Below are 21,650 nucleotides of genomic sequence, written 5' to 3' on the forward strand. Positions count from 1 at the left end.
CCCGGAGCCCCGCCCATGAGCCGACTGACCGATGTGATCGCCGCCATTGATGCGGCCAATGCCCAGGATCCGAACCAGACCGATGGCCGCCCCGAGGCACAAGTCTATGGCGAGCGGATGAGCGCGGAACTGGCGCGGCTGTTCCCCGAGGCGTCCGAGGTGCTGCAACTGGCGGCGCGCGGCCAGCACATCGAACGCTGGACCCTGAAACGGGCAGACTACCCCGAAGGCCGCGCCGGCTATCTGACCTGGCGGCGCGATCTGGCCAAACACCACGGCGCCCGCGTGGCCGGGATGATGCGCGATGCGGGCTATTCCGACGCCGAGGCCGACACCGCTGCCAGCCTGCTACGCAAGGAAGGGCTGAAACGCGACCCGCAGGTGCAGGCGCTGGAGGACGTGATCTGCTTCGTGTTCCTGAAATGGTATTTCGCGCCCTTCGCGGCCAAGCATCCGCAGGACAAGGTGCACGGCATTGTCGTCAAGACCGCGCGCAAGATGTCGGAAGAAGGCCGTGCCCGCGTGCTGTCGGAATTCGACCTGCCCGAAACGCTGGCCTCGGCCTTCCGGATCTGACCAGGCGGCCCGCCGCGGCGCCATCTCCCCCCCGGCGGGTGTGGCAAGCAGCGCCCTGCCCACCTGGCGCCACCGGCCCGATGTTCCGCCAACCTGCCCCAGCCCGGACCCGTTTCCGGGCTTTTGGCACCGGGACGGGAAAATCCTCTCGCCAGTGTCGAAATATCCGGTCTAGACTGACGCCAGGACCACCCCAGCCCAGGAGACGCGCCAGGTGACCATCCCGAAGGTCGATCTCGACACCTCGCCGCATGTGTCGGACGAAATCCGCAAGACGACCTGCTACATGTGCGCTTGCCGCTGCGGGATCAACGTGCACCTGAAGGACGGCAAGGTTTCCTATATCGAAGGCAACCGCGACCACCCGGTGAACAAGGGCGTGCTCTGCGCCAAGGGGTCGGCCGGGATCATGCAGCACACCGCGCCCTCGCGCTTGCGCAAACCGCTGCTGCGCACCGGGCCGCGCGGGTCGGGCCAATACCGCGAGATTTCCTGGGACGAAGCCCTGTCCACCGCCGTCGGCTGGCTGAACGATCTGCGCGAAACCGCCCCGCACAAGCTGGCTTTCTTCACCGGGCGCGACCAGTCGCAATCCTTCACCAGTTTCTGGGCCCAGAACTTCGGCACCCCGAATTACGCCGCCCACGGCGGCTTCTGCTCGGTCAACATGGCCGCCGCCGGCATCTACACCATGGGCGGCGCGTTCTGGGAATTCGGCCAGCCCGACTGGGACCGCACCAAGCTGTTCTTCCTGTTCGGCGTGGCCGAGGATCACGACAGCAACCCGATCAAGATCGGCATCGGCAAGGTCAAGGGCCTCGGCGGGCGCGTGGTCGGCGTCAACCCGGTGCGCACCGGCTATAACGCGGTGGCCGACGATTGGGTCGGCATCACGCCGGGCACCGACGGGCTGTTCATCATGGCGCTGATCCACTGCCTGATTGAGGCGGGCAAGATCGACCTTGATTATCTGGCACGCTTCACCAACGCCCCCTGTCTTGTGGGCAAGGACGGGCTGCTGCTGCGCAATGCCGAGGACAAGCTGGTGGTCATCGACCGCGCCACCAGACAGCTTGCCCCCTTCGACCAGAAGGGCGTGCGTCCCGATCTGGCCGCCAGCCACGATGGCGCCCGCACCGTGTTCCAGCACATGGCCGAACGCTACCTGTCCAAGGACTACGCCCCCGAAGCGGTGGCCGTCACCACCGGCATCCCCGCCCCGCGCATCCGCCAACTGGCCGCCGAGATCGCCCATGCGGCCTTTGATCAGGCCTTCACGCTGGATCAGGAATGGACCGATTTCCGGGGCGACACCCATGCCAAGATGGTGGGTCGCCCGGTCAGCTTCCACGCCATGCGCGGGATCTCCGCCCATGCCAACGGCTTCCAGACCTGCCGTGCGCTGCACGTCCTGCAGATCATCCTTGGCACGGTCGAGGTGCCCGGCGGCTTTCGCTTCAAGCCGCCCTATCCCAAGCCGGTTTCGGCCCATCCGACCCCGCACGGCCGTGACCGTCCCGGCCGCCCGCTGGACGGCCCGCACCTTGGCTTTCCGCGCGGCCCCGACGATCTGCTGCTGGAAGACGACGGCTCGGCCAGCCGCATCGACAAGGCGTTCACCTGGGAAAACCCGCTGTCGGCGCATGGGCTGATGCACATGGTGATCTCGAACGCGGTGGCGCAGGATCCCTACCCGATCGACACGCTGTTTCTCTATATGGCCAACATGTCGTGGAACTCCTCCATGAACACCTCAGGTGTGATGGAGATGCTGACACGGCGCACCGACGACGGCGACTATGTCATCCCCCGGATCATCTATTCCGATGCCTACAGCTCGGAAATGGTGGCCTATGCCGATCTGATCCTGCCCGACACCACCTATCTGGAACGGCACGACTGCATCAGCTTGCTGGATCGCCCGATCTGCGAGGCCGAGGCCGCCGCCGATGCTATCCGCTGGCCGGTGGTCGAACCCGACCGCGACGTGCGCGGCTTCCAGACCGTGCTGATCCAGCTGGCCAACCGTCTGGGCATGCCGGGCTTCACCGATGCCGAAGGGATGCCGATCTACAAGGACTACGCCGACTATATCGCCAACCACCAACGCCGACCGGGCATCGGCCCGCTGATGGGCCATCGCGGTGAAACCGCCGACCAGACCGGGCGCGGCGCGCCCAACCCCGACCAGATCGACCGCTATATCGAACAGGGCGGCTTCCATATCCACCACATCCCCGACGCGGCGCAATTCTACAAACCGTGGAACATGGCCTATCAGGACTGGGCGGTGGAACTGGGCCTGTTCGATGCCCCGCAACCCTATCTGTTCGAACTGTGGTCCGAACCCCTGCGCCGCTTCCAGCGCGCCGCCGAAGGCCATGGCGACCGCCAGCCGCCCGAGCATCTGCGCGAAAGGGTGCGCCGCAGCATGGACCCGCTGCCCTATTGGGAGGAGCCCCAGGGCACCGACGACAGCTATCCGATCCGCGCTCTGACCCAGCGGCCCATGGCCATGTATCACAGCTGGGGCAGCCAGAACGCCTGGCTGCGGCAGTTGCACGGGGTCAACCCGCTGTATGTTCCGCGCAAGCTGTGGGACGAACACGGCTTTGCCGAGGGCGACTGGGCGCGGGTCACCTCTCCGCATGGCGAGATCACCGTGCCTGTGGCCCTGCAAGAGGCGCTGAACGCCAATACCGTCTGGACGTGGAACGCCATCGGCAAGCGCAAGGGCACCTGGGCGCTGGATGACGATGCGCCCGAGGCGACCAGGGGCTTCCTGCTGAACCACCTGATCCACGAATTGCTGCCGCCCAAGGGCGACGGGCTGCGATGGGCCAATTCCGACCCGATCACCGGGCAGGCCGCGTGGTTCGACCTGCGGGTGCGGATCGCAAAGGCCGACCCGCCGCCGCCCGAGTCCCAACCCGCATTTTCGCCCCTGCCCAGCCCGGTGGGCAAAGGCCCAAGGAGCCGCCCATGATCCGCGCTGCCCGCCCCTCTGACCTGCCGCAACTGGCCGAACTGTACCGCCGTGGTGCCATGGCCAATGCCGGCGACGTTGAAAAACTTAAAGCCCACCCCGAGCTTCTGGAACTGGACGTGGATCTGCTGGACATCATCCATGTCTGCGAGGGCCCATCCGGGGCCATCATCGGCTTTGCCGCGCTGACCCGCTCGTGTCCCGAGGCCGAACTTCTGGCGCTGTTCGTCGATCCCTTCCACACCCGCAGGGGCATCGGCCGGGCGCTGCTGCACGCGGCCTTGGGCGAGGCGATGACGGCGGGCTGCACTTCTTGCCGGCTGGTGGTGAATTCGGCGGCCTACGGGTTCTACACCCGGCAAGGCTTCACCGAGGTCGAGCAGGTCGAGACCCCGCTGGGACCGGCGCCGATGATGCGCCGCGTGCTGACCGAGACCGCTCCGGGCCAGACGCCAGCCATACCTTTTCCAGACGCTTTCCAGACCCCGGAATCCGAGGACTCATGACCCAGCTCCCTGCTTCGACCGACCGCAAGATGGGGCTGGTGATCGACCTTGATACCTGTGTCGGCTGTCACGCCTGCGTCATCGCCTGCAAGGGCTGGAACGATCAGGGCTATGGCGCGCCGCTGTCCGATCAGGACCCCTATGGTGCTGCCCCGCAGGGCACCTTTCTGAACCGCGTCCACACCTATGAAGTCACCCCCGAAAGCGGCGGCGCGGCCCAGACCGTGCATTTCCCCAAGTCTTGCCTGCATTGCGACGACGCCCCCTGCGTGACCGTCTGCCCCACCGGCGCCAGCTACAAGCGCACCGAGGACGGCATTGTTTTGGTCAATGAATCCAGTTGCATAGGATGCGGCTTGTGTGCATGGGTCTGCCCCTACGGTGCCCGCGAGATGGACAAAGCCGAAGGCGTGATGAAGAAATGCACGCTGTGCGTCGACCGGATCTACAACGACAACCTGCCGGAAGAGGACCGGGAACCCGCCTGCGTGCGCACCTGCCCCGCCGGGGCCCGCCACTTCGGCGATCTGGGCGATCCGGGCAGCGCCGTCAGCCAGTTGGTGGCCGAACGCGGCGGCATGGACCTGATGCCAGAACTGGGCACCAAACCGGTCAACAAGTACCTGCCACCGCGGCCCAAGGACGACCAGATCGACATTCTGGCCCCCCTGCTGGAACCCGTCGCTGAAACCCCGCAGGGCTTCCTCGGCTGGCTTGACCGCGCCCTCGACCGCCTGCCCGGAGGATCGGCCTGATGCATCCCGCCCCATCCGTCATCGCCTTCACCACCCTGTCGGGCTTTGGTCTGGGACTGTTGTTCTGGCTGGGCCTGGGCCTGCCGCCCGTGACCGGATGGGCCGCATTTTTCTATTATTTGCTGGGGTTTGGGCTTGCTGTTGGCGGATTGGCCGCGTCCACCTTCCACCTTGGCCACCCCGAACGGGCGTGGCGGGCGCTGACCCAGTGGCGCTCAAGCTGGCTGTCGCGCGAGGGCTGTCTGGCGGTGGCCGGTTTGCTGCTGATGGGTCTTTTTGCCTTAGGGGCAGTGTTCTTCGGCGCACACTGGCAACCGCTGGGATGGCTTGGCGCGTTGCTGTGTCTGGCCACGGTCTGGGCCACGGCGATGATCTATACCCAGTTGAAAACCGTGCCGCGCTGGCACCAGCCCGGCACCCCGGCGCTGTTTCTGGCCCTGTCCCTATCGGGCGGCGCAATCTTCGCCGCCCCCGCACTGGCGCCGCTGCTGCTGGCGCTGGCCGGGGCGGCCCAACTCTGGGTCTGGCATGCCGGCGACCGGCGCTTTGCCGAAGCCGGATCGACCATGCAGACCGCAACCGGGCTGGGCGACGGTGGCGGCCTGCGGCAGATCGCCAGCCCTCACACCGGCAGCAACTATCTGCTGGACGAGATGGTCTTTGTGGTGGGCCGCAAGCACGCCCGCAAGTTGCGCGGTCTGGCCTTTCTGGGCATGGTGGCCCTGCCGGTCCTTGGCCTGACGCTCAGCCATCACCCGGTGATGCTGGCGCTTGTCGCCGCCCTGCATCTGGCCGGCGTCGGCGTGTCGCGTTGGCTGTTCTTCGCGCAAGCCGAACACGTGGTCGGGCTCTACTACGGTAAACGGTAAGCCTGCCGCGACGGGCCGGACCCGGCCTAGCGGATCAGGATTGCCCTGAAATCATTGACATTCGTGCCGGTAGGACCGGGTTCGAACAGATCACCCACGCTGTCGAAAGCCCCCCAGGCGTCATGCCCGTTCAGCAGCGCCATGGGGTCTTGCCCCGCTGCCCGCAGCCGGGCGGCGGTGGTACCATCGGCAAAGGCCCCGGCATTGCTTTCCGAGCCATCGATGCCATCGGTATCGGCCATCAGCAGGGTGACACCGGGGATGTCCTGCAGCGCAAGGGCCGCCGACAGCAGGCATTCGGTGTTGCGCCCGCCGCGCCCGCCCTCGGCGCGCAGCGTCACCGTGGTCTCGCCCCCCGACAGCAGCATCACTGGCTTTTGAAACGGGCGGTCGCGGGTGGCGCATTCGCGCGCAAGGGCGGCCAGAACGCGGCCAACCTCGCGGGCTTCTCCCTCCATCGCGTCCGACAGGATGACCGCCGGAATGCCCTGCCCCTCGCACGCTTGCGCCGCCGCTTCCAGCGACAGCCCGGCCGAGGCGATGACAGTCACCGTATGCCCCGCGAACGCGGCCGCATCCGGCCCCGGCGCCGGTGTGGCCTGCGCCAGATGCGCCATCAGACGCTCCGGCAGGTCGATGCGATAGGCGCGCACCAGCGCCGCCGCGTCCTCGGGCGATGTGGCGTCCGGCACCGTCGGGCCAGAGGCGACCTGCGCCGGATCATCCCCGGGCACATCCGAGACCACCAGGCTCACCACCCGCGCCGGATGCGCCAGCGCCGCCAACCGACCGCCCTTGACGCCGCTGAACTGCTTGCGGATCGCGTTCATGGCAGAGATCGGCGCGCCCGACGCCAGCAGAGCCTTGTTCAGCGCGACCTCGTCGTCAAAGGTCAGCCCCTTCTGGGGATCGGGCAGCAAGGCCGAACCGCCGCCGCAGACCAGCGCCACCACCAGATCGTCGGGGCCAAGCCCGCTGACCGCCTGTTTCAGCGCCGCAGTGGCCTGCAACCCGGCGGCATCGGGCACCGGGTGCGCCGCTTCCAGCATGCGGATCTGCCGGCAGGGTGTTGCATAGCCGTAGCGCGTCACCACCACCCCTTCCAATGGCCCATCCCAGAGTTCTTCGAAGGCGGCCGCCAGTTGCGCCGCCCCCTTGCCCGCCCCGATGACCACCGTCCGCCCTTTCGGCCGTTCCGGCAAATGCCGCGCCAGAGCATGCCGGGGGTCCGCCGCCGCAACGGCAGCCTCGAACAGCGCGGTCAGAAAGGCCTTGTCGTCGCGTGAAATCATGTGGCTGGTCCTCGTTCAGTCGTTGGGCCGCAGTCTCGCCTCTGCACCCCGTGAGGTAAAGCCAGCGGAACCGGGTTTCGTTCCCGGACATCCGTTTCGGGCGTTGCGGTCGATTGTCCGAACGCATGCCAGTGAGAAACCGGCCAACGCCGACCACCAGAATGAGCGCCAGTCCGCTTGTCGCGACGCGTTAACGAAATAATCTTGACGGGTCCCACTATAGACTGTGAATATTTTGAAGTTTTCTCAGGGTACCGAAAAATTATATGTCAAAAGCTTCGCGAAAAACCGGGTCCACATTGGTGCGCCACCTCCCAGAAATCGCCTTTGTCTGTGGCGTCTCTCTGCTGGCCTTCGTCTGGGGCGTGGCAGCCATGGAATACCGCATCTTCCCGCACAAGCAGCTGGTTTGGATCAAGGCCGGATTTGACGCGCTTGGGGAACTGGAAGATCAGGAACTTCCCTATACCGTCGTCCGGCTTGCCACCGAAGAGTCGGACGTGGACTCCACCTCCACACTGGGGCCAGTTCCGGACGATCAACTGATCCTGATGACCGGCGGTTTTCATCATCGCCGTGACCTTTGCCCGACCTTCGGATGCCTGGCCTATGTCATGGATCATGAAGGAACGGTGTTCCATACGTGGGAGGTGGACCCCGAAGCCCTGTTCCCGCCCGAGCGCCTGGCCGATTTCTCGGGCAAGGCGCAGGCCGAAAACGTCTATGTGCAGGGGCTGGACATGACCGATCAGGGCGATCTGATCGTTACCTTCCAGGCGCGCAACATGTACCCCTATCACGTCGGCATCGCGCGCGTGTCGTGGGAGGGCGCGGTCGATTGGGTGCGCCCCGATCATAGCCACCACTGGCCCACGGTCACCGACGACGGCACCATCCTGGCCCCCGCCGCCACGGTTGAAACCGCGACGAAATTTGTCGCCGCGACCCAGGTGCGCACCGACTGCAAGCTGGGCTCGGTCTTTCAGGAGGGCGTGTCGATCATCTCTCCGGATGGCAACGAGGCGACAACCTATTTCCTGGACGATTCGGTTCGCGCCTCGGACATGCAGGGGCTGGCCTATGCGGTGCGCAACGATTGCGACCCCTACCACGTCAACGCCGCGGTTGAGGTCACTCCGGCACTGGCCAAGACCCTGGACGACGTGAATGCAGGCGACCTCCTGGTGTCGCTGCGTTCAAGTTCCTCGCTGGTGATCCTCGACCGGGACACGGGCGTGATCAAGTATCACTATTTCGGCCCGATGGTTGCCCAGCACAGCCCGCGGGTTCTGGCCGATGGAACGGTGCTGGTCTTTGACAACCAGGGGGGTCAAGCCACCAGCAGCGGGACCCGCATCCTGCGCGTGAATCTGGCCAAGCGCACGGCCCGGACCATCTTCCCAACCTCTCCAGAACAGGCTGGGGGCGATCTGGATGCGGATGTTTCCGGCGCGGTGCGTGAAAGTCCTGACGGACGCCACATGCTCATCTCGGAAACCATCAACGGGCGGGTGATCGAGGTGGATATCACCACCGGTGAAGCGGTCTGGATATTCAACGCCGTGTCGGACCTCGCCCCGTATCTGGAAGAACAGGGCGAGGATCCTGATGGGCCAGTGCTTGCCCGCCTTCAGACTCATGGGGCAGACTACTTGCCGAAAGCCGACTTCGAGCGGCTCTCGGGCTCGTAGTCCGACTCAGGCGTCCTCGGTCTCCTCCTCTCCTACGGCGGCCAGAAGGGCGGCGTTTCCTCCGGCAGCGGTGGTGTCGATGCAGACGTGACGCTCCATCCGGCAGCGGGCGGCCAGATCGGCCTCGCACAGCAGGGGCACGATCTTGCCGTCTCGCGCCGCCAGCGCCTGCCGCAGGGGCCGCAGATCACGGTCCTCAGCCCAGGCAATCACCGCATCAAAGCCGGTCAGGCGGCGCAGGGCGTCGGGTGTCAGGACCCCGTCGACTGCGCCAGTTCCCGTCGCACCGGGGGCGACGATCACGGGCTGACAGCCCTGTTCGCGCGCCGTGGCCGCCTGGGATTTCGCCGCATCAAGGCTGGACCCAAGGCAAAGCACCACCCCCCGGCCCAGTTCGGTCAGGCGGTTGGATTCCCCCGTCGGCCCGGCCAGGCTGATGGTGGACAGGACCACGCGCGGTTTCGCGCCCGCTGCGACCAGGGCCGCCTGCACGGCCGTTTCTTCGGCCGCCCGGCCATTCGGCAGGGCGAAGGTCGCGGCGGCTTCGGGCCGGGTGAACCGCGCCACATAGGCCGGCCCGCCGGCCTTGGGACCGGTGCCCGACATGCCTTCCCCGCCAAAGGGTTGCGAGCCGACGATGGCGCCGATCTGGTTGCGGTTCACATAGATGTTGCCGGCCCGGATCCGCTCGGTCACCTCGGCGACGCGGCTGTCCATTCGTGTGTGCAACCCGAAGGTCAGGCCAAAGCCGGTGCCGTTGATCTGGGCGATCACGCGGTCCAGATCGCGGGCCTTGAAACGCACCACATGCAGGACAGGGCCGAAGACCTCCTTGCCGATGTCGCCGATGCTGTCGACCTTCAGGACCGTGGGCTTCACAAAGTATCCGGTGGCGGGCACCTTGCCCTGTTTCAGCACCCGGCCCTCGCGTGCGGCAATGTCGATATGGGCCTGAATGCCGTCGCGCGCGGTGGCCGAGATCACCGGACCCAGATCCGCTGACAGGTCCCAGGGATCGGTGGCGCTCAGCTCATCCATCGCGCCATACAGCATCGTCAGCAGCCCGTCCGCGATGTCGTCCTGCACATAGAGACAGCGCAGCGCCGAGCAGCGTTGCCCCGCCGACTGGAAGGCCGAGGCCACGATATCGCGCACCGCCTGTTCGGGCAGCGCGGTGCTGTCCACGATCATCGCGTTCAGCCCACCGGTTTCGGCCACCAGCGGCGCCGAGGGGGCCAGATGCGCGGCCATGGTGCGGCTGATCCTTTGTGCAGTGGCGGTAGAGCCGGTGAAGCACACCCCGTCCACGCGGGCATCGCCGGTCAGTTGCGCGCCAAGAACCGCCCCCAATCCGGGCAGCAGTTGCAGGGCATGCGGCGGCACTCCGGCCTCGCGCAGGCAACGCACGGCGAAGGCGGCGGTCAGCACCGTGGCCTCGGCGGGTTTGGCCAGCACGCCATTGCCCGCCGCCAGACAGGCCGAGACCTGCCCGGCGAAGATCGCCAGCGGGAAGTTCCACGGCGAGATGCAGGTCATCACCCCGCGCGGTGGCTGGGTCAGCTCCAAAGCGCGGGCAGCATTGTAGCGCAGGAAATCCACCGCTTCGCGCAACTCGGCGATGGCGTCCTTCTGGGTCTTGCCCGCCTCGCGGGTGACCAGCGCGAAGATCTCGCCAAAGCGGTCTTCCATCAGGTCCGCAGCCCGGTTCAGCACTGTCGCGCGGTCGCTGGCCGGGGCCTGCCACGGGGCAGCGGCGGCCAGCGCGGCCTCGGCTTCCCCGGGCGTGGTGTCGCGCAGATGGCCGACCAGATCGTCGGGATTGGCCGGGTTGCGCACCTCGGCCACCGGGCCTGCGCCGCCAGGCACGGCCAGCATCGGGCCTGCCTCCCAGACATGGGTTCGGAAGGGCGCGCGGGCCTCCTCCAGCCGGGCCAGATCACGGCGGTCGTGCAGGTCCAACCCCTTGGAGTTCGGACGCTCGGGCGCATAGAGATCGTCCGACGGCACCACTGCGCCGACCGGTCCGGGCGCCTCCAGCGCCGCGAAGGGGTCGGCGGCCACCACCGATGCCGGCACATCCTCATCGACGATCTGGTTCACGAAAGAGCTGTTGGCACCGTTTTCCAGCAGCCGCCGCACCAGATAGGCCAGCAGATCACGATGCGCCCCCACCGGCGCATAGATACGGCAGCGGGTGCCGGCGTCCTTCAGCACCATGTCGTGCAGCGCATTGCCCATGCCGTGCAGGCGCTGGAACTCGTAAGCCTGCGGATCGGCGCCCATTTCCAGGATGGCGGCAACCGTATGGGCATTGTGCGTGGCGAACTGCGGATAGATGCGGTCGGTCATCCCCAGCAGCTTCTCGGCGCACAGGATGTAATGCACATCCGTCGCCGTCTTGCGGGTGAACACCGGAAAGCCGGGCAGGCCTTCGACCTGCGCGCGCTTGATCTCGGTGTCCCAATAGGCGCCCTTGACCAGCCGCACCATGATGCGGCGGTCGTGGGTTTCGGCCAGCGCGTGCAGCCAGTCCAGAACCGGGGCGGCGCGCTTGCCATAGGCCTGCACCACCACGCCGAACCCGTCCCATCCGGCCAGATCGGGCGCCGCCAGAACCGCGGCGATCACATCCAGCGACAGGTCCAGCCGGTCGGCCTCTTCCGCATCGATGTTGAAGCCCATGCCACCGATCATCGCGCGGCGGGCCAGATCGGTAACGCGCGGCACCAGTTCGGCCATGACCCGGTCGCGATGCTGCTCCTCGTACCGCGGATGCAGGGCCGACAGTTTGACCGAGATGCCGGGATTGGCCCGGATATCGCCACCGTCACTGGCTTGCGTCAGCCGGGTGATGGCCCCGGCATAGGCATCGAAATAGGCGGCGGCGTCGCGGGCGGTCAGCGCCGCCTCGCCCAGCATGTCGTAGGAATAGGTATAGCCCTTCTTGCGCGCGCCCTTGCCGCGTTCCAGCGCATCCGCGATGGTTTCGCCCAGCACGAACTGCTGGCCCATCTCGCGCATGGCCTGTTTGACGGCGGTGCGGATCACCGGCTCGCCCAACCGTTTGACCATGCCGCGCAGCACGCCCGCCACCCCGGTGCCGTCCTTCAGAACCTGCCCGGTCAGCATCAAGGCCCAGGTCGAGGCGTTGACCAGCGACGAACTGGAATGACCCAGATGCTGGCCCCATTGCGAGGGCGCGATCTTGTCCTCGATCAGGTCATCGATGGTTTCGGCATCCGGCACCCGCAGCAGCGCCTCGGCCAGACACATCAGCGCGATGCCCTCGTCGGTGGACAGGCCGTATTCGGCCAGAAAGACCTCCATCAGCCCCGGCGCGCTGTCGCCCCGGATGCGGGTCACCAGCCCTTCGGCGCGGGTCGCGGCGCGATTGCGAAAGGCGGTGTCCAATGCGCTCTGGCTGGACAGGGCATTCAACAGCCCCATTTCCTGGGACAGGGTCTGGGCCCGGATGGTGGCGCGCAGGTCTTGAAGCTTGGTCATGGAAGTCTCCGGAACAGGTACTGTGGCCCGTTTACCAGATTCCCTTGAGCCGGGTTTCCTGTCTTGATTGACATTTCGGGACAAAGGACCGAATGTCAGTCGCCATTCTTGCCGGATCGACTGAATTATGCCCTCCAACAGCCCATTAGACCCGTTCGACCGAAAGATTCTTGTGGAATTGGGGCAGGATGGCCGGATGTCCGTCACCGAGCTTGCCCGCAGGGTCGGATTGTCCAAAAGCCCGACTCAGTCGCGCCTGCAGCGACTGATCCGCGAGGGATACATCCAGGGCTTCCGCGCCGTGCTGGATCCGGCGCGGCTGGACCGCAACCATGTGACCTTTGTCGAGGTCAAGCTGACCGACACCACCGAACCGGCGCTGCAAGCCTTCAACCGGGCGGTGCTGGCCATGCCCGAGATCGAACAGTGCCACATGATCGCGGGGTCTTTCGACTATCTGCTGAAGGTTCGGTCGCGCGACATCGGCAGCTATCGCCGGGTGCTGGGCGAAAAGATCTCGGCCCTGCCGTTCGTCGGCAACACCTCGACCAACGTGTCGATGGAGGCGATCAAGGAAAGCGCGTTCTGAAGCTTGCCTCGCCCCTGCCTGCGGATCATGGTGCGCGCGGGGAGGATGCCGATGTTCAAGGTCATTTGCGGGGCGTTGCTGGCGGCGGGATCGGCGGCGGCGGGTCCAACGTTCACCGACCGCGCAACCGATCTGCCCGGCCCGGCCCATGTCTATGACGGCGGGTGGGAGCATTTCGTGGGCGGCGGCGTCGCGGTTTTTGACTGCAACGGCGACGGCCTGCCCGAGTTTCTGCCCGCAGGCGGCAGCAATCCCAGCCCGCTGTATCTGAACACAACAGCCACCACTGGCGCGCCGCTGAAATTCGACCGGGCCGAGGGGCAACCCCTGGCCGGGGTGACCGGGGTCACCGGCGCCTATCCGCTGGACATGGATGGCGACGGGGTGCTGGACCTGTTCGTGCTGCGTGTTGGTCCCAACATCGCCCTGCGCGGGTTGGGCGATTGCCGGTTCGAAGATGCCACCGCCGCCTGGGGGCTGCCGCAGGCCGACCGCTGGTCCACCGCCTTTGCCGCCACATTCGAGCCGGGCCAGACCCGCCCGACGCTGGCCATCGGCAACTATGTGGACCGGACCGACCCCGAAGGCCCGTTCGAGGCCTGCGATGCCAACATCCTGCTGCGCCCTGAAGGCACAGGCTATGGCCCCGAAACCCTGCTGGAGCCGGGCTATTGCGCGCTGTCGGCACTGTTTTCCGACTGGGCGCGCCGGGGCCGGGCCGATCTGCGGCTGTCCAACGATCGCCACTACTACGTGCGCGCGGGGGCCGAGCAGATGTGGCATATGTCGCCGCTGCGCCTGCTGGGGCCCAAGGACGGCTGGGAAAGGGTTTCGATCTGGGGCATGGGCATCGCCAGCCGGGATCTGAACGCCGACGGACGCCCGGACGTGATGCTGACCTCGATGGGCGACCAGTTGCTGCAGTTCTCGGACGGAGAGACCGGGTTTCGCAATGCGCCCTGGGGGCAGGGTTCGCAGGCCACGCGGCCGCATCTGGGCGATGACGGGCGGCCCTCGACCGGCTGGCATGCGCAGTTCGGCGATGTGGACAACGACGGTCTGGCCGATCTGTTCATCGCCAAGGGCAATGTCCAGCAAATGCCCGGCAACGCCATGCGCGATCCCAACAATCTGCTGCTGCAGCAGGCCGATGGCACCTTTGTCGAGGCCTCGGTCGAGGCCGGGATCGCCACGATGGAGCGGTCGCGCGGCGCGGCGCTGAGCGATCTGAACGGCGATGGTCTGCTGGACCTGATCGTCGTCAACCGCCGCGCGCCGCTGGAGGTCTGGCAGAACACAACCGCAGGTGCAGGCAACTGGCTGGCCGTGACACCGGTGCAGGACAGGCCCAACCGCTTTGCCATCGGCGCCTGGGTCGAGATACGCACGGCGCGGGGCGTCCAGCGGCAGGAGATGACCGTGGGCGGAGGCCATGCCGGGGGACAGGCCGGGCCGTTGCATTTTGGGCTTGGGGCCGCGACGGGGGCCGAGGGGCGGGTGATCTGGCCCGATGGCACCGCGACAGACTGGCAACAGGTGACGGCCAATCAGGCGATCACGCTGAGCCGGCAGAACTGACCCGGTTCAGCGATCTATGGACAGACCACTGGGCACCCGGTCGGGAATGCCCAAACGCCCGCTGAGCGCCACGGGGTCTTCCAAAGCGGTCAGGAAAGCCAACAGCGCCTCCATCTCTGTCGTCGTCAAAAACACCGGTGGCAAGGTGGCCCGCACGGCAATCTCGGCACTGGCGGCGGGATCGTCGAGGATGCGCCAATCCGAAACTCCCGGCAGATCCGGCAGCACCGCCTGTCCACGGTCGTAGCTGGTGATGGCGCTGGCCGGGTCCAGATGCGCGGTCAGGAACGCCCGCAGATCCGAATAGGCCCCGGCATGGCCCCACGGCCCGGTGCGGGTGACGTTGCGCAGGCTGGGGGTGCGGAAGGCAAACAGGGCATCCGCGTCACCTGTCACCCGAAATCGGCCTTCGTCGTGGGCGTGATTTTCAAAGCGCGCCGCCTTGCCGGGACCAAGCTGCGGCTGGCCCATGGCGTGAAACCCGTGGTCGGTCAGCAGCGGACCGGAGTGACAGGTGCCGCACCCGGCCTTGCCATAGAACAGCGCCATGCCTTCGGCCGCCGTGCCCTGCAACGGCGTCTCGTCGCGAAGATGGGCATCATAGGCGCTGGTGTCGCTGCGCCATTCAAAGGCCATGAACTCGGCCACCGCGTTGGAGATATCGGTGAAGGCAATGCCTCGCGTCGCGGTCTCGGGATAGGCGGCCGCGAACCCCGCTTCATAGGCAGGAAGGGCCGCGACGCGGGCGGCAATCAGATCCCAGGCCCCGCCCGGCCCGGTGATCAGCCCCTGCCGCACCGCGCGGCTGACCTCGTTCTCGGAATAATGTCCCGCCATCTCGTCCTGGCTCAGCACCGGAAACATGGTCTGCCCCGACAGGATGCCCGCGAACCCGGTGACCATCTCGTCCTCCAACGGGGTGCGGAAGCCGGCTTTGCGGGTCCGGTCCACCTCGATCCGGCCATCGTGGAACAGCACCGTGATCTCGCGGGCGCCCATGTTGAACAGCGCCGGCGCATTGCGCGGGATGCGTTGCTCGGGCGGGTTGGCGGGATTGACACTGCGCTCGGGGCCAAGCCCCTGCCCGCCCTCGCCCAGCGACAGGCTGACCCCGTCGCTGGTGGCGAATTTCGGATGATGACAGGTGGCACACGAGATATTGCGATTGCCCGACAGGATCGGATCGTAGAACAGCAGCTGCCCGATCTCGGCGGCGGCCCGGTTGACCGGCAGATAGTCGGCGTCAGCCAGCGGCGCGGGCAGCGGATCGGCCCAAGCGGCCCCGATCCCGAGGATCAGCGTCAGAACCGGGTGCCCGCCCGCCCGTACCCGCTGCGAAAGGCTCACAGCAGGGCTTCGAACAGCGCGCGGGTGTTTTCGGCCGTCATCTTGACCGGGTTGCCGCCGACGGAAGGGTCGCGCAGCGCATCGGCGGTCAGCCGGTCCAGATCGGGATCGGTGACTCCCAGCTCGGTCAGGGTGGCGGGAATGTTCAACCGGCGGTTCAAAGCGTCCACGAAGGCGATGAACCCGTCATAGCCGCCGTCGATGCCCAGATAGGCGGCGGCGCGGGTGATGACGTCCTCTGCGGCGGGGCGGTTGAACTTCAGCACCTCGACCATGCAGACCGCGTTGGTGGTGCCGTGATGGGTGTGATGATGCGCGCCCAGGGGGTGGCTGAGGGCATGGATCGCGCCCAGCCCCTTCTGGAAGGCCGTAGCCCCCATGGCCGCCGCCGACATCATATGCGCGCGGGCCTCAAGATCTGCCCCATCGGCATAGGCGCGCGGCAGGTACTCCTTGACCAGCCGCATGCCTTCCAGCGCCATGCCCTGCGACATCGGGTGATAGTGCGGCGAGCAATAGGCCTCAAGACAATGGGCGAAGGCGTCCATCCCGGTGCCGGCGGTGATCGCGGGCGGCATGCCCACGGTCAGTTCCGGATCGCAGATCACCTGCACCGGCAACATCTTCGGGTGGAAGATGATCTTCTTCTCGGCGGCCTCTTCATTGGTGATAATGCCCGCGCGTCCCACTTCCGAGCCGGTCCCGGCGGTGGTCGGCACGGCCACGACCGGCGCAATGGCCGCGGCATCGGCGCGGGTCCACCAGTCGCCAATATCCTCGAAATCCCACAAGGGGCGGGTCTGCCCGGCCTGAAACGCAACCACCTTGCCCAGATCCAGCCCCGAGCCGCCACCAAATGCGATCACCCCGTCATGGCCCCCGGCCCTGTAGGCGGCGACCCCGGCCTCGACATTTGCCCCGGTCGGGTTGGGATCCACATCCGAGAACATGGCGCGACCCAGCCCGGCGGCCTCCATCAGGTCCAGGGTCCGGGCGGTGATCTCCAGCCCGGCCAGCCCCTTGTCGGTGACCAGCAGCGGGCGCGTGATGCCGGCGACCGCACAGGCCTCGGCGATCTCGGAGATCCGGCCGGCGCCGAAACGGATGGCAGTGGGATAGGACCAATTGGCAACCGGGCTCATGGCTCAGCCTTTCTTGAAGTGAAGGGATTTCGGGCGGGTCAGGGCGTGGAAGCCCAGCACCGACAGACCGGCACCGCATCCGGTGTCCTTGCAACCGGTCCAGCACAGCGCCGGATCAAGATAGTCGCAGCGGTTCATGAAGACCGTGCCCGATTGCAGCTGATCGGCGATACGGCCCGCCGCCTCGGCATCGGCGGTATAGATCGCCGCCGTCAACCCGTACTGGCAGTCGTTCATCAGCGCGATCGCCTCGTCGTCATTGGCCACCGGCATGATGCCGACCACGGGGCCGAAGCTTTCTTCGCGCATGATCTCCATGTCGTGGGTCACGCCGGTCAGGATCTGTGGCGACAGGTAGGCGCCGCCGTCGTCGCCCTCGAAGGGTGCCAGATGGCTCGTGGCGCCTGCGGCCACCGCATCGGCGATCTGGGCGCGCACCGTGGCGGCAAAGCGGGCATGGGCCATCGGGCCGATTGTGGTCTCGGGGTCCAGCGGGTTGCCCAGCTTGTGGGTTTTCACCAGCGCGGTGCATTTCTCGACGAAGGCATCGAACAGGCTTTCGTGGACATAGATCCGCTCGATCCCACAGCAGCATTGGCCCGAGTTGAACATCGCGCCGTCCATCAGCCCATCAACGGCCGCGTCCAGATCTGCGTCGGCCCGAACATAGCCCGGATCCTTGCCGCCCAATTCGGTGCCCACCGGGGTGAAAGTGCCTGCCGCGGCCCGCTCCATCGCGCGGCCACCGCCGACCGAGCCGGTGAAGTTCACGAAATCGAAGGCCCGCGCGGCGATCAGGCCGCTGGTGGTGTCATGATCCAGCACCACATTGACGAAAACATCCTCGGGCACGCCCGCCGCATGGAAGGCTTCGGCCAGATGCTCGCCCACCAGCAGCGTTTGTGTCGCGTGTTTCAGCACCACCACATTGCCTGCCATCAGCGCCGGCGCGATGGTGTTGATCGCGGTCATGTAGGGATAGTTCCACGGCGCCACCACCAGCACCACGCCATGCGGTTCGCGGACGATCTTGCGGGTAAAGGCGGCGCTGTCCTCGATCACCATGGGCGCCAGCGTGCTGTCGGCGATGGAGGCCATGTATTTGGCCCGTTCCTCGAACCCGCCGAATTCGCCGCCATAGCGGATTGGCCGGCCCATCTGGCGGGCCAGTTCGTCGGCCATGCGGTCGGTCTGGCTGCCGATGATCTCGACGGCCTTCAGCACCAGCGCCACGCGCTCGGCCAGCGGTCGGGCGGCCCAGGCCGGTTGCGCCGCGCGGGCACGCGCCACCGTGGCGGCAGCGGCATCGGGGGCAAGGGCGGGACGGCGCACCAGCACGGCGCCGTCGATGGGGGAAATACACTCCAGAGTGGTCACGGAGGATCCTTTTCATTTGTCGCCGGAAGGCCCGGCCTGCCAACTGCAATTGCGTACGGAAAAAGCCGCACCGCCCTTGGCGCACGGGACGTTTTCCAAATCGTTACATCCAAGCCCGCCAGCCGGTCCAGTCCTGGCGCATTGCGCAGACGCGACGGAACGTCCGGGCCTTGGGATCGTGCCTCACATGCCGGCTATCACGCACGCTCGAACCCGCGGGCAATTTCCCAATCGGTGACGGCGGCATCGAAGGCTTCCTGCTCGACCTCGGCGCAGCGGGTGTAATGGGCCACCACGTCTGCCCCGAGTGCGTCTTTCAGCATCGCCGAGCCGCGCAGCGTCTCGATCGCGGCGCGCAGGGTCTGCGGGATCTCGGGGGCCTCCTTGGCGGCATAGACATCGCCGGCGGTCTCGGACGGCAGCGGCAGCTTTTCCTCGATGCCCGCCAGACCGGCGGCCAGCAATGCGGCCTGCGCGAGATAGGGATTCAGGTCGGATCCGCCGATCCGGCATTCGACGCGCACCGCCGCCGTGCCGTCACCGCAAACCCGGAAACCCGCGGTGCGGTTGTCCACCGACCAGGCCGCCTTGGTGGGCGCGAAGGTGCCCTTCATGAACCGTTTGTAGCTGTTGACATAGGGCGCCAGGAAGAAGGTCAGATCGGCGGCATATTTCAACTGGCCAGCCATGAAGGATTGCATCGTCGCCGACATGCCATGCGGGCCGTCGGGATCGCGGAACACCGGGGTGTCGCCCTTCCACAGCGACTGGTGCAGATGCGAGGATGACCCCACCTTGTCGGCGCGCCATTTCGGCAGGAAGGTCACGGCGCGGCCCGCCTGCCAGGCGATTTCCTTTACCGCGTGCTTGGCGATGGTGTGGTGGTCGGCACAGGACAGGGCGTCGGCATAGCGGATGTTCAACTCCCCTTGCCCGGTCTCGGCCTCGCCCTTGGTGTTTTCCACCGGGATGCCCGCCGCGAACAGGTGGTTGCGGATCGGCCGCATCACGTCCTCTTCCTTGGTGGTCTGCAGGATGTGATAGTCCTGATTGTAGCCCGAGAACGGCTCCAGGTCGCGGTACCCGCCCTTGCGCAGCTCGTCGAAGCCCTTCTCGAACAGGAAGAACTCCAGCTCCGAGGCCATCATCGGGGTCAGCCCCATCGCCTCGGCGCGGGCCACCTGCCCCTTCAGGATGGCGCGCGGGTCATGCGGCACCGGCTTGTGGGTATGATGATCCAGCACATCGCACAGCACCATGGCCGTGCCCGCCAGCCAGGGCACCGGCCGCAGGGTGCTCAGGTCGGGTTGCATCACATAGTCGCCATAGCCCTGCGCCCAGCTGGTGGCTGCATAGCCGTCCGGCGTCGCCATCTCCTGATCCGTGGCCAGCAGATAGTTGCAGCAATGGGTTTCCTTGTGGCCGTGTTCGATGAAGTTCGCGGCATGGAAACGCTTGCCCATCAGCCGGCCCTGCATGTCGGTAAAGCAGACCAAAACGGTGTCGATATCGCCCTCGGCGACAGCGGTTTCCAGCGCGTGAAAGGTCAGGGGCGAGGGCATTGCGGCACTCCGGTGTTGCGGCGGCGCGCGGCCGCCAGAGGCGATTGGGACAGGACAGGCGGGCGGTGGCCGATCACGGGGCGGCGCCCTGTGCGGCCGGCAGCGCCACGGCCAGGGCGGCGGCCAGCGTGTCGGCCATGGCGGCGCATTGCGCCGGGGTTCGCAGCAAGTCGTTGCGCACTTCGATCATCACGTTCAGCCGCTCCTGTGGCAGGGCGTGAACCTCCAGCGTGTGAAGGACTCCGTCGGAAGGACCGTAGGGGGCGTTCAGCGCCGATTGCAAGCCCGAGACGTCGCGCACGGCGGCCAGCATGGCACGGGCCAGCCGATCATCGGCCCCATGCAGGAACCCAAGCTCCACCGCGCGCGGTTTGCCGTGATAGACCGGGGTGAAACTGTGGAGGGTCACCAGCACCGGCGGCACCGGATGCGCCGCCAGAACCTTGCCCAACAGGGCGTGGAACGGGGCATGAACCGCGGCCTCACGCTGGCGGCGCGCCTCGGCCGTCAGATCGCTGTTGCCCGGCACGTCGATCACTTCCGAACGTGCCGGTATCGCATCGGCCGCCCCGACCGGCCGGTTACAATCATGCACCAGCCGCGACACCCGCGACAGGACCAGAGGCGCGTCAAGACGCTGCGACAGGGCCAGCGACAGATCCCGCGCGCCAATGTCCCAGGCCGCATGCGACGTCCTGTCCGCCACCGCCAGTCCCAGACCGTTCAGGCGGGCCGGGATGGCATTGGACGCATGTTCGCAGGCCAGAACCACAGCACTGCGTCCCTTTGGCCGGTGCAGCACACAGGCCGGCCTTTCGGCGGCAGACAACAGCGGTTGGGGGTCAGGGCTTTCCATTGATCGGATTCGTTACAGAAAATATATTTCTGTCAAGATTATTTCGTAGACCCCATTCGGGCACCCCGATAAATTTTCGCCATGCACAGCACCCAGGCTTCCCAACCCATCGTCAAGGACATCCTGCAGGCACGCCATGCCACCCTGACACTGGCAGAGCGGCAAGTGGTCAGCGCCCTGTTGCAGGACTACCCGGTGGCCGGGCTGCAGTCGATCACCGAACTGGCGGACACGGCCAAGGTTTCCTCGCCAACGGTGGTGCGGCTGGCCCGCAAACTGGGGTTCGACGGGTTCACCGGGCTGCAAGACGCGCTGCGTCGCGAAATCTCCGAACAGATCCGAAAACCGGCGTCCAAGCTGGATCGTGCCCAACGGGACCATGGCGACAGCCACACCCTGTTTCGCTTCGCCGAAGCCGCGGTGCGCAACCTGCAAGGCACGCTGGACCGGATCGACACCGAGGCTTTCGACACCGTCGCGACCCTTCTGGCCGACACCGGCCGCCCGGTTTATCTGGAAGGCGGGCGCATCACCCGGTCGGTGGCCGATCACCTTTACAATCACCTGCAGATCATCCGGCCCGGCGTCACCACGCTGGGGCGCGTCCCGGCGGTCTGGCCGCAATACCTGCTGGACATGGACGCCGCCGCCATCCTGATCCTCTTCGACATCCGCCGCTACGAAAGCGACCTGTCGAAACTGGCCCGCCTGGGCCGCGAAAGCGGCGCCACCCTCGTGCTCTTCACCGACCAGTGGAATTCGCCCATCGCCCGCCACGCAGATCATGTCTTCAGCACCATGGTCGAGGCACCTTCGGGCTGGGACTCCACCCTGTCGCTGCAACTGCTGGTCGAGGCACTGGTGGCGCAGGTCCAGACCCGGCTTCCCAACCAGGGCCGCGACCGGATCGAGCGGCTGGAAAGCATGTTCACGGAAACCCGCCTGTTCCGGGACTTCAACTGATCGCGCAGCGCAACTTCTTCTTGGCCGAAATACTCCGGGGTGAATGGGCCGCAGGCC

16 protein-coding genes are annotated in these 21,650 nt (G+C 66.6%); 9 read left to right on the plus strand and 7 right to left on the minus strand.

Going from position 1 to position 21,650, the window contains the following annotated elements; all coding sequences use genetic code 11:
* The first annotated feature begins 15 nt into the window (after positions 1-15).
* The 5 genes from ACP15K_RS04555 (at position 16) to ACP15K_RS04575 (ending at position 5,692) form a co-directional block, all read left to right on the plus strand.
* Entirely contained in the window at positions 16-576 is a 561-nt protein-coding gene (locus ACP15K_RS04555) for a DUF4202 domain-containing protein (RefSeq protein ID WP_193141508.1), read from the plus strand.
* Between the two features lie 214 nt (positions 577-790).
* A complete protein-coding gene (locus ACP15K_RS04560; RefSeq protein WP_424989925.1) occupies positions 791-3,562 on the plus strand; it encodes a molybdopterin oxidoreductase family protein in 2,772 nt (923 codons plus the stop codon).
* A complete protein-coding gene (locus ACP15K_RS04565; RefSeq protein WP_193141506.1) occupies positions 3,559-4,068 on the plus strand; it encodes a GNAT family N-acetyltransferase in 510 nt (169 codons plus the stop codon). Before ACP15K_RS04560 ends, ACP15K_RS04565 begins: the two co-directional genes overlap by 4 nt.
* Entirely contained in the window at positions 4,065-4,823 is a 759-nt protein-coding gene (locus ACP15K_RS04570) for a 4Fe-4S dicluster domain-containing protein (protein ID WP_424989926.1), read from the plus strand. The genes ACP15K_RS04565 and ACP15K_RS04570 overlap by 4 nt, the downstream gene beginning before the upstream one ends.
* The gene (locus ACP15K_RS04575) at positions 4,823-5,692 is read left to right on the plus strand and encodes a dimethyl sulfoxide reductase anchor subunit family protein (RefSeq protein WP_193141504.1); all 870 of its coding nucleotides are present in this window, start codon (positions 4,823-4,825) and stop codon (positions 5,690-5,692) included. Before ACP15K_RS04570 ends, ACP15K_RS04575 begins: the two co-directional genes overlap by 1 nt.
* 26 nt (positions 5,693-5,718) lie before the next feature.
* Here the strand turns inward: ACP15K_RS04575 and ACP15K_RS04580 are convergent, their stop codons facing one another.
* Positions 5,719-6,984: a glycerate kinase type-2 family protein gene (locus ACP15K_RS04580; RefSeq protein ID WP_226925816.1), complete on the minus strand. Its 1,266-nt coding sequence runs from the start codon at positions 6,982-6,984 to the stop codon at positions 5,719-5,721.
* A gap of 302 nt (positions 6,985-7,286) precedes the next feature.
* Here ACP15K_RS04580 and ACP15K_RS04585 point away from each other — a divergent pair, with 302 nt between their 5' ends.
* Complete coding sequence (locus tag ACP15K_RS04585) at positions 7,287-8,675, plus strand: arylsulfotransferase family protein (RefSeq protein WP_193141503.1); 1,389 nt, start codon at positions 7,287-7,289, stop codon at positions 8,673-8,675.
* A 6-nt stretch (positions 8,676-8,681) separates the two neighbouring features.
* Here the strand turns inward: ACP15K_RS04585 and putA are convergent, their stop codons facing one another.
* Entirely contained in the window at positions 8,682-12,179 is a 3,498-nt protein-coding gene (putA, locus tag ACP15K_RS04590; protein WP_424989927.1) for a bifunctional proline dehydrogenase/L-glutamate gamma-semialdehyde dehydrogenase PutA, read from the minus strand.
* Between the two features lie 127 nt (positions 12,180-12,306).
* On the opposite strand from putA, the gene ACP15K_RS04595 reads away from it, so the two are divergent.
* Together ACP15K_RS04595 and ACP15K_RS04600 are read left to right on the plus strand one after the other, a co-directional pair.
* Entirely contained in the window at positions 12,307-12,768 is a 462-nt protein-coding gene (locus ACP15K_RS04595; protein WP_193141501.1) for an Lrp/AsnC family transcriptional regulator, read from the plus strand.
* A 51-nt stretch (positions 12,769-12,819) separates the two neighbouring features.
* On the plus strand, positions 12,820-14,346 hold the full coding sequence (locus tag ACP15K_RS04600) for a CRTAC1 family protein (protein WP_424989928.1): 1,527 nt from the start codon (positions 12,820-12,822) through the stop codon (positions 14,344-14,346).
* A gap of 6 nt (positions 14,347-14,352) precedes the next feature.
* Here the strand turns inward: ACP15K_RS04600 and ACP15K_RS04605 are convergent, their stop codons facing one another.
* From ACP15K_RS04605 to ACP15K_RS04625, 5 genes are all read right to left on the minus strand, one after another.
* A complete protein-coding gene (locus ACP15K_RS04605; protein ID WP_424989929.1) occupies positions 14,353-15,693 on the minus strand; it encodes a cytochrome-c peroxidase in 1,341 nt (446 codons plus the stop codon).
* Complete coding sequence (locus ACP15K_RS04610; protein ID WP_193141499.1) at positions 15,690-16,835, minus strand: iron-containing alcohol dehydrogenase; 1,146 nt, start codon at positions 16,833-16,835, stop codon at positions 15,690-15,692. The genes ACP15K_RS04605 and ACP15K_RS04610 overlap by 4 nt, the downstream gene beginning before the upstream one ends.
* A gap of 3 nt (positions 16,836-16,838) precedes the next feature.
* Complete coding sequence (locus ACP15K_RS04615) at positions 16,839-18,212, minus strand: aldehyde dehydrogenase family protein (protein ID WP_424989930.1); 1,374 nt, start codon at positions 18,210-18,212, stop codon at positions 16,839-16,841.
* A gap of 197 nt (positions 18,213-18,409) precedes the next feature.
* Positions 18,410-19,774: a glutamine synthetase family protein gene (locus ACP15K_RS04620; protein ID WP_424989931.1), complete on the minus strand. Its 1,365-nt coding sequence runs from the start codon at positions 19,772-19,774 to the stop codon at positions 18,410-18,412.
* A 73-nt stretch (positions 19,775-19,847) separates the two neighbouring features.
* Positions 19,848-20,630, minus strand: a complete 783-nt coding sequence (locus tag ACP15K_RS04625; RefSeq protein WP_424989932.1) for an N-formylglutamate amidohydrolase — start codon at positions 20,628-20,630, stop codon at positions 19,848-19,850.
* A gap of 81 nt (positions 20,631-20,711) precedes the next feature.
* Here ACP15K_RS04625 and ACP15K_RS04630 point away from each other — a divergent pair, with 81 nt between their 5' ends.
* Positions 20,712-21,593 (plus strand): MurR/RpiR family transcriptional regulator, encoded by an 882-nt coding sequence (locus tag ACP15K_RS04630; protein WP_424989933.1) that lies wholly within the window; start codon positions 20,712-20,714, stop codon positions 21,591-21,593.
* Positions 21,594-21,650: the final 57 nt, after the last annotated feature.

Source organism: Fluviibacterium sp. S390 (genome assembly GCF_049800695.1).
Lineage (GTDB): Bacteria > Pseudomonadota > Alphaproteobacteria > Rhodobacterales > Rhodobacteraceae > Meridianimarinicoccus.

Bases quoted from the DNA above. Each gene is read 5' to 3' on its own strand.
- ACP15K_RS04630 (WP_424989933.1), top strand. From the start codon at position 20,712: ATGCACAGCACCCAGGCTTCCCAACCCATCGTCAAGGACATCCTGCAG.
- ACP15K_RS04555 (WP_193141508.1), top strand. From the start codon at position 16: ATGAGCCGACTGACCGATGTGATCGCCGCCATTGATGCGGCCAATGCC.
- ACP15K_RS04580 (WP_226925816.1), bottom strand. From the start codon at position 6,984: ATGATTTCACGCGACGACAAGGCCTTTCTGACCGCGCTGTTCGAGGCT.
- ACP15K_RS04595 (WP_193141501.1), top strand. From the start codon at position 12,307: ATGCCCTCCAACAGCCCATTAGACCCGTTCGACCGAAAGATTCTTGTG.
- ACP15K_RS04575 (WP_193141504.1), top strand. From the start codon at position 4,823: ATGCATCCCGCCCCATCCGTCATCGCCTTCACCACCCTGTCGGGCTTT.
- ACP15K_RS04600 (WP_424989928.1), top strand. From the start codon at position 12,820: ATGTTCAAGGTCATTTGCGGGGCGTTGCTGGCGGCGGGATCGGCGGCG.
- ACP15K_RS04565 (WP_193141506.1), top strand. From the start codon at position 3,559: ATGATCCGCGCTGCCCGCCCCTCTGACCTGCCGCAACTGGCCGAACTG.
- ACP15K_RS04625 (WP_424989932.1), bottom strand. From the start codon at position 20,630: ATGGAAAGCCCTGACCCCCAACCGCTGTTGTCTGCCGCCGAAAGGCCG.
- ACP15K_RS04570 (WP_424989926.1), top strand. From the start codon at position 4,065: ATGACCCAGCTCCCTGCTTCGACCGACCGCAAGATGGGGCTGGTGATC.
- putA (WP_424989927.1), bottom strand. From the start codon at position 12,179: ATGACCAAGCTTCAAGACCTGCGCGCCACCATCCGGGCCCAGACCCTG.
- ACP15K_RS04610 (WP_193141499.1), bottom strand. From the start codon at position 16,835: ATGAGCCCGGTTGCCAATTGGTCCTATCCCACTGCCATCCGTTTCGGC.
- ACP15K_RS04620 (WP_424989931.1), bottom strand. From the start codon at position 19,774: ATGCCCTCGCCCCTGACCTTTCACGCGCTGGAAACCGCTGTCGCCGAG.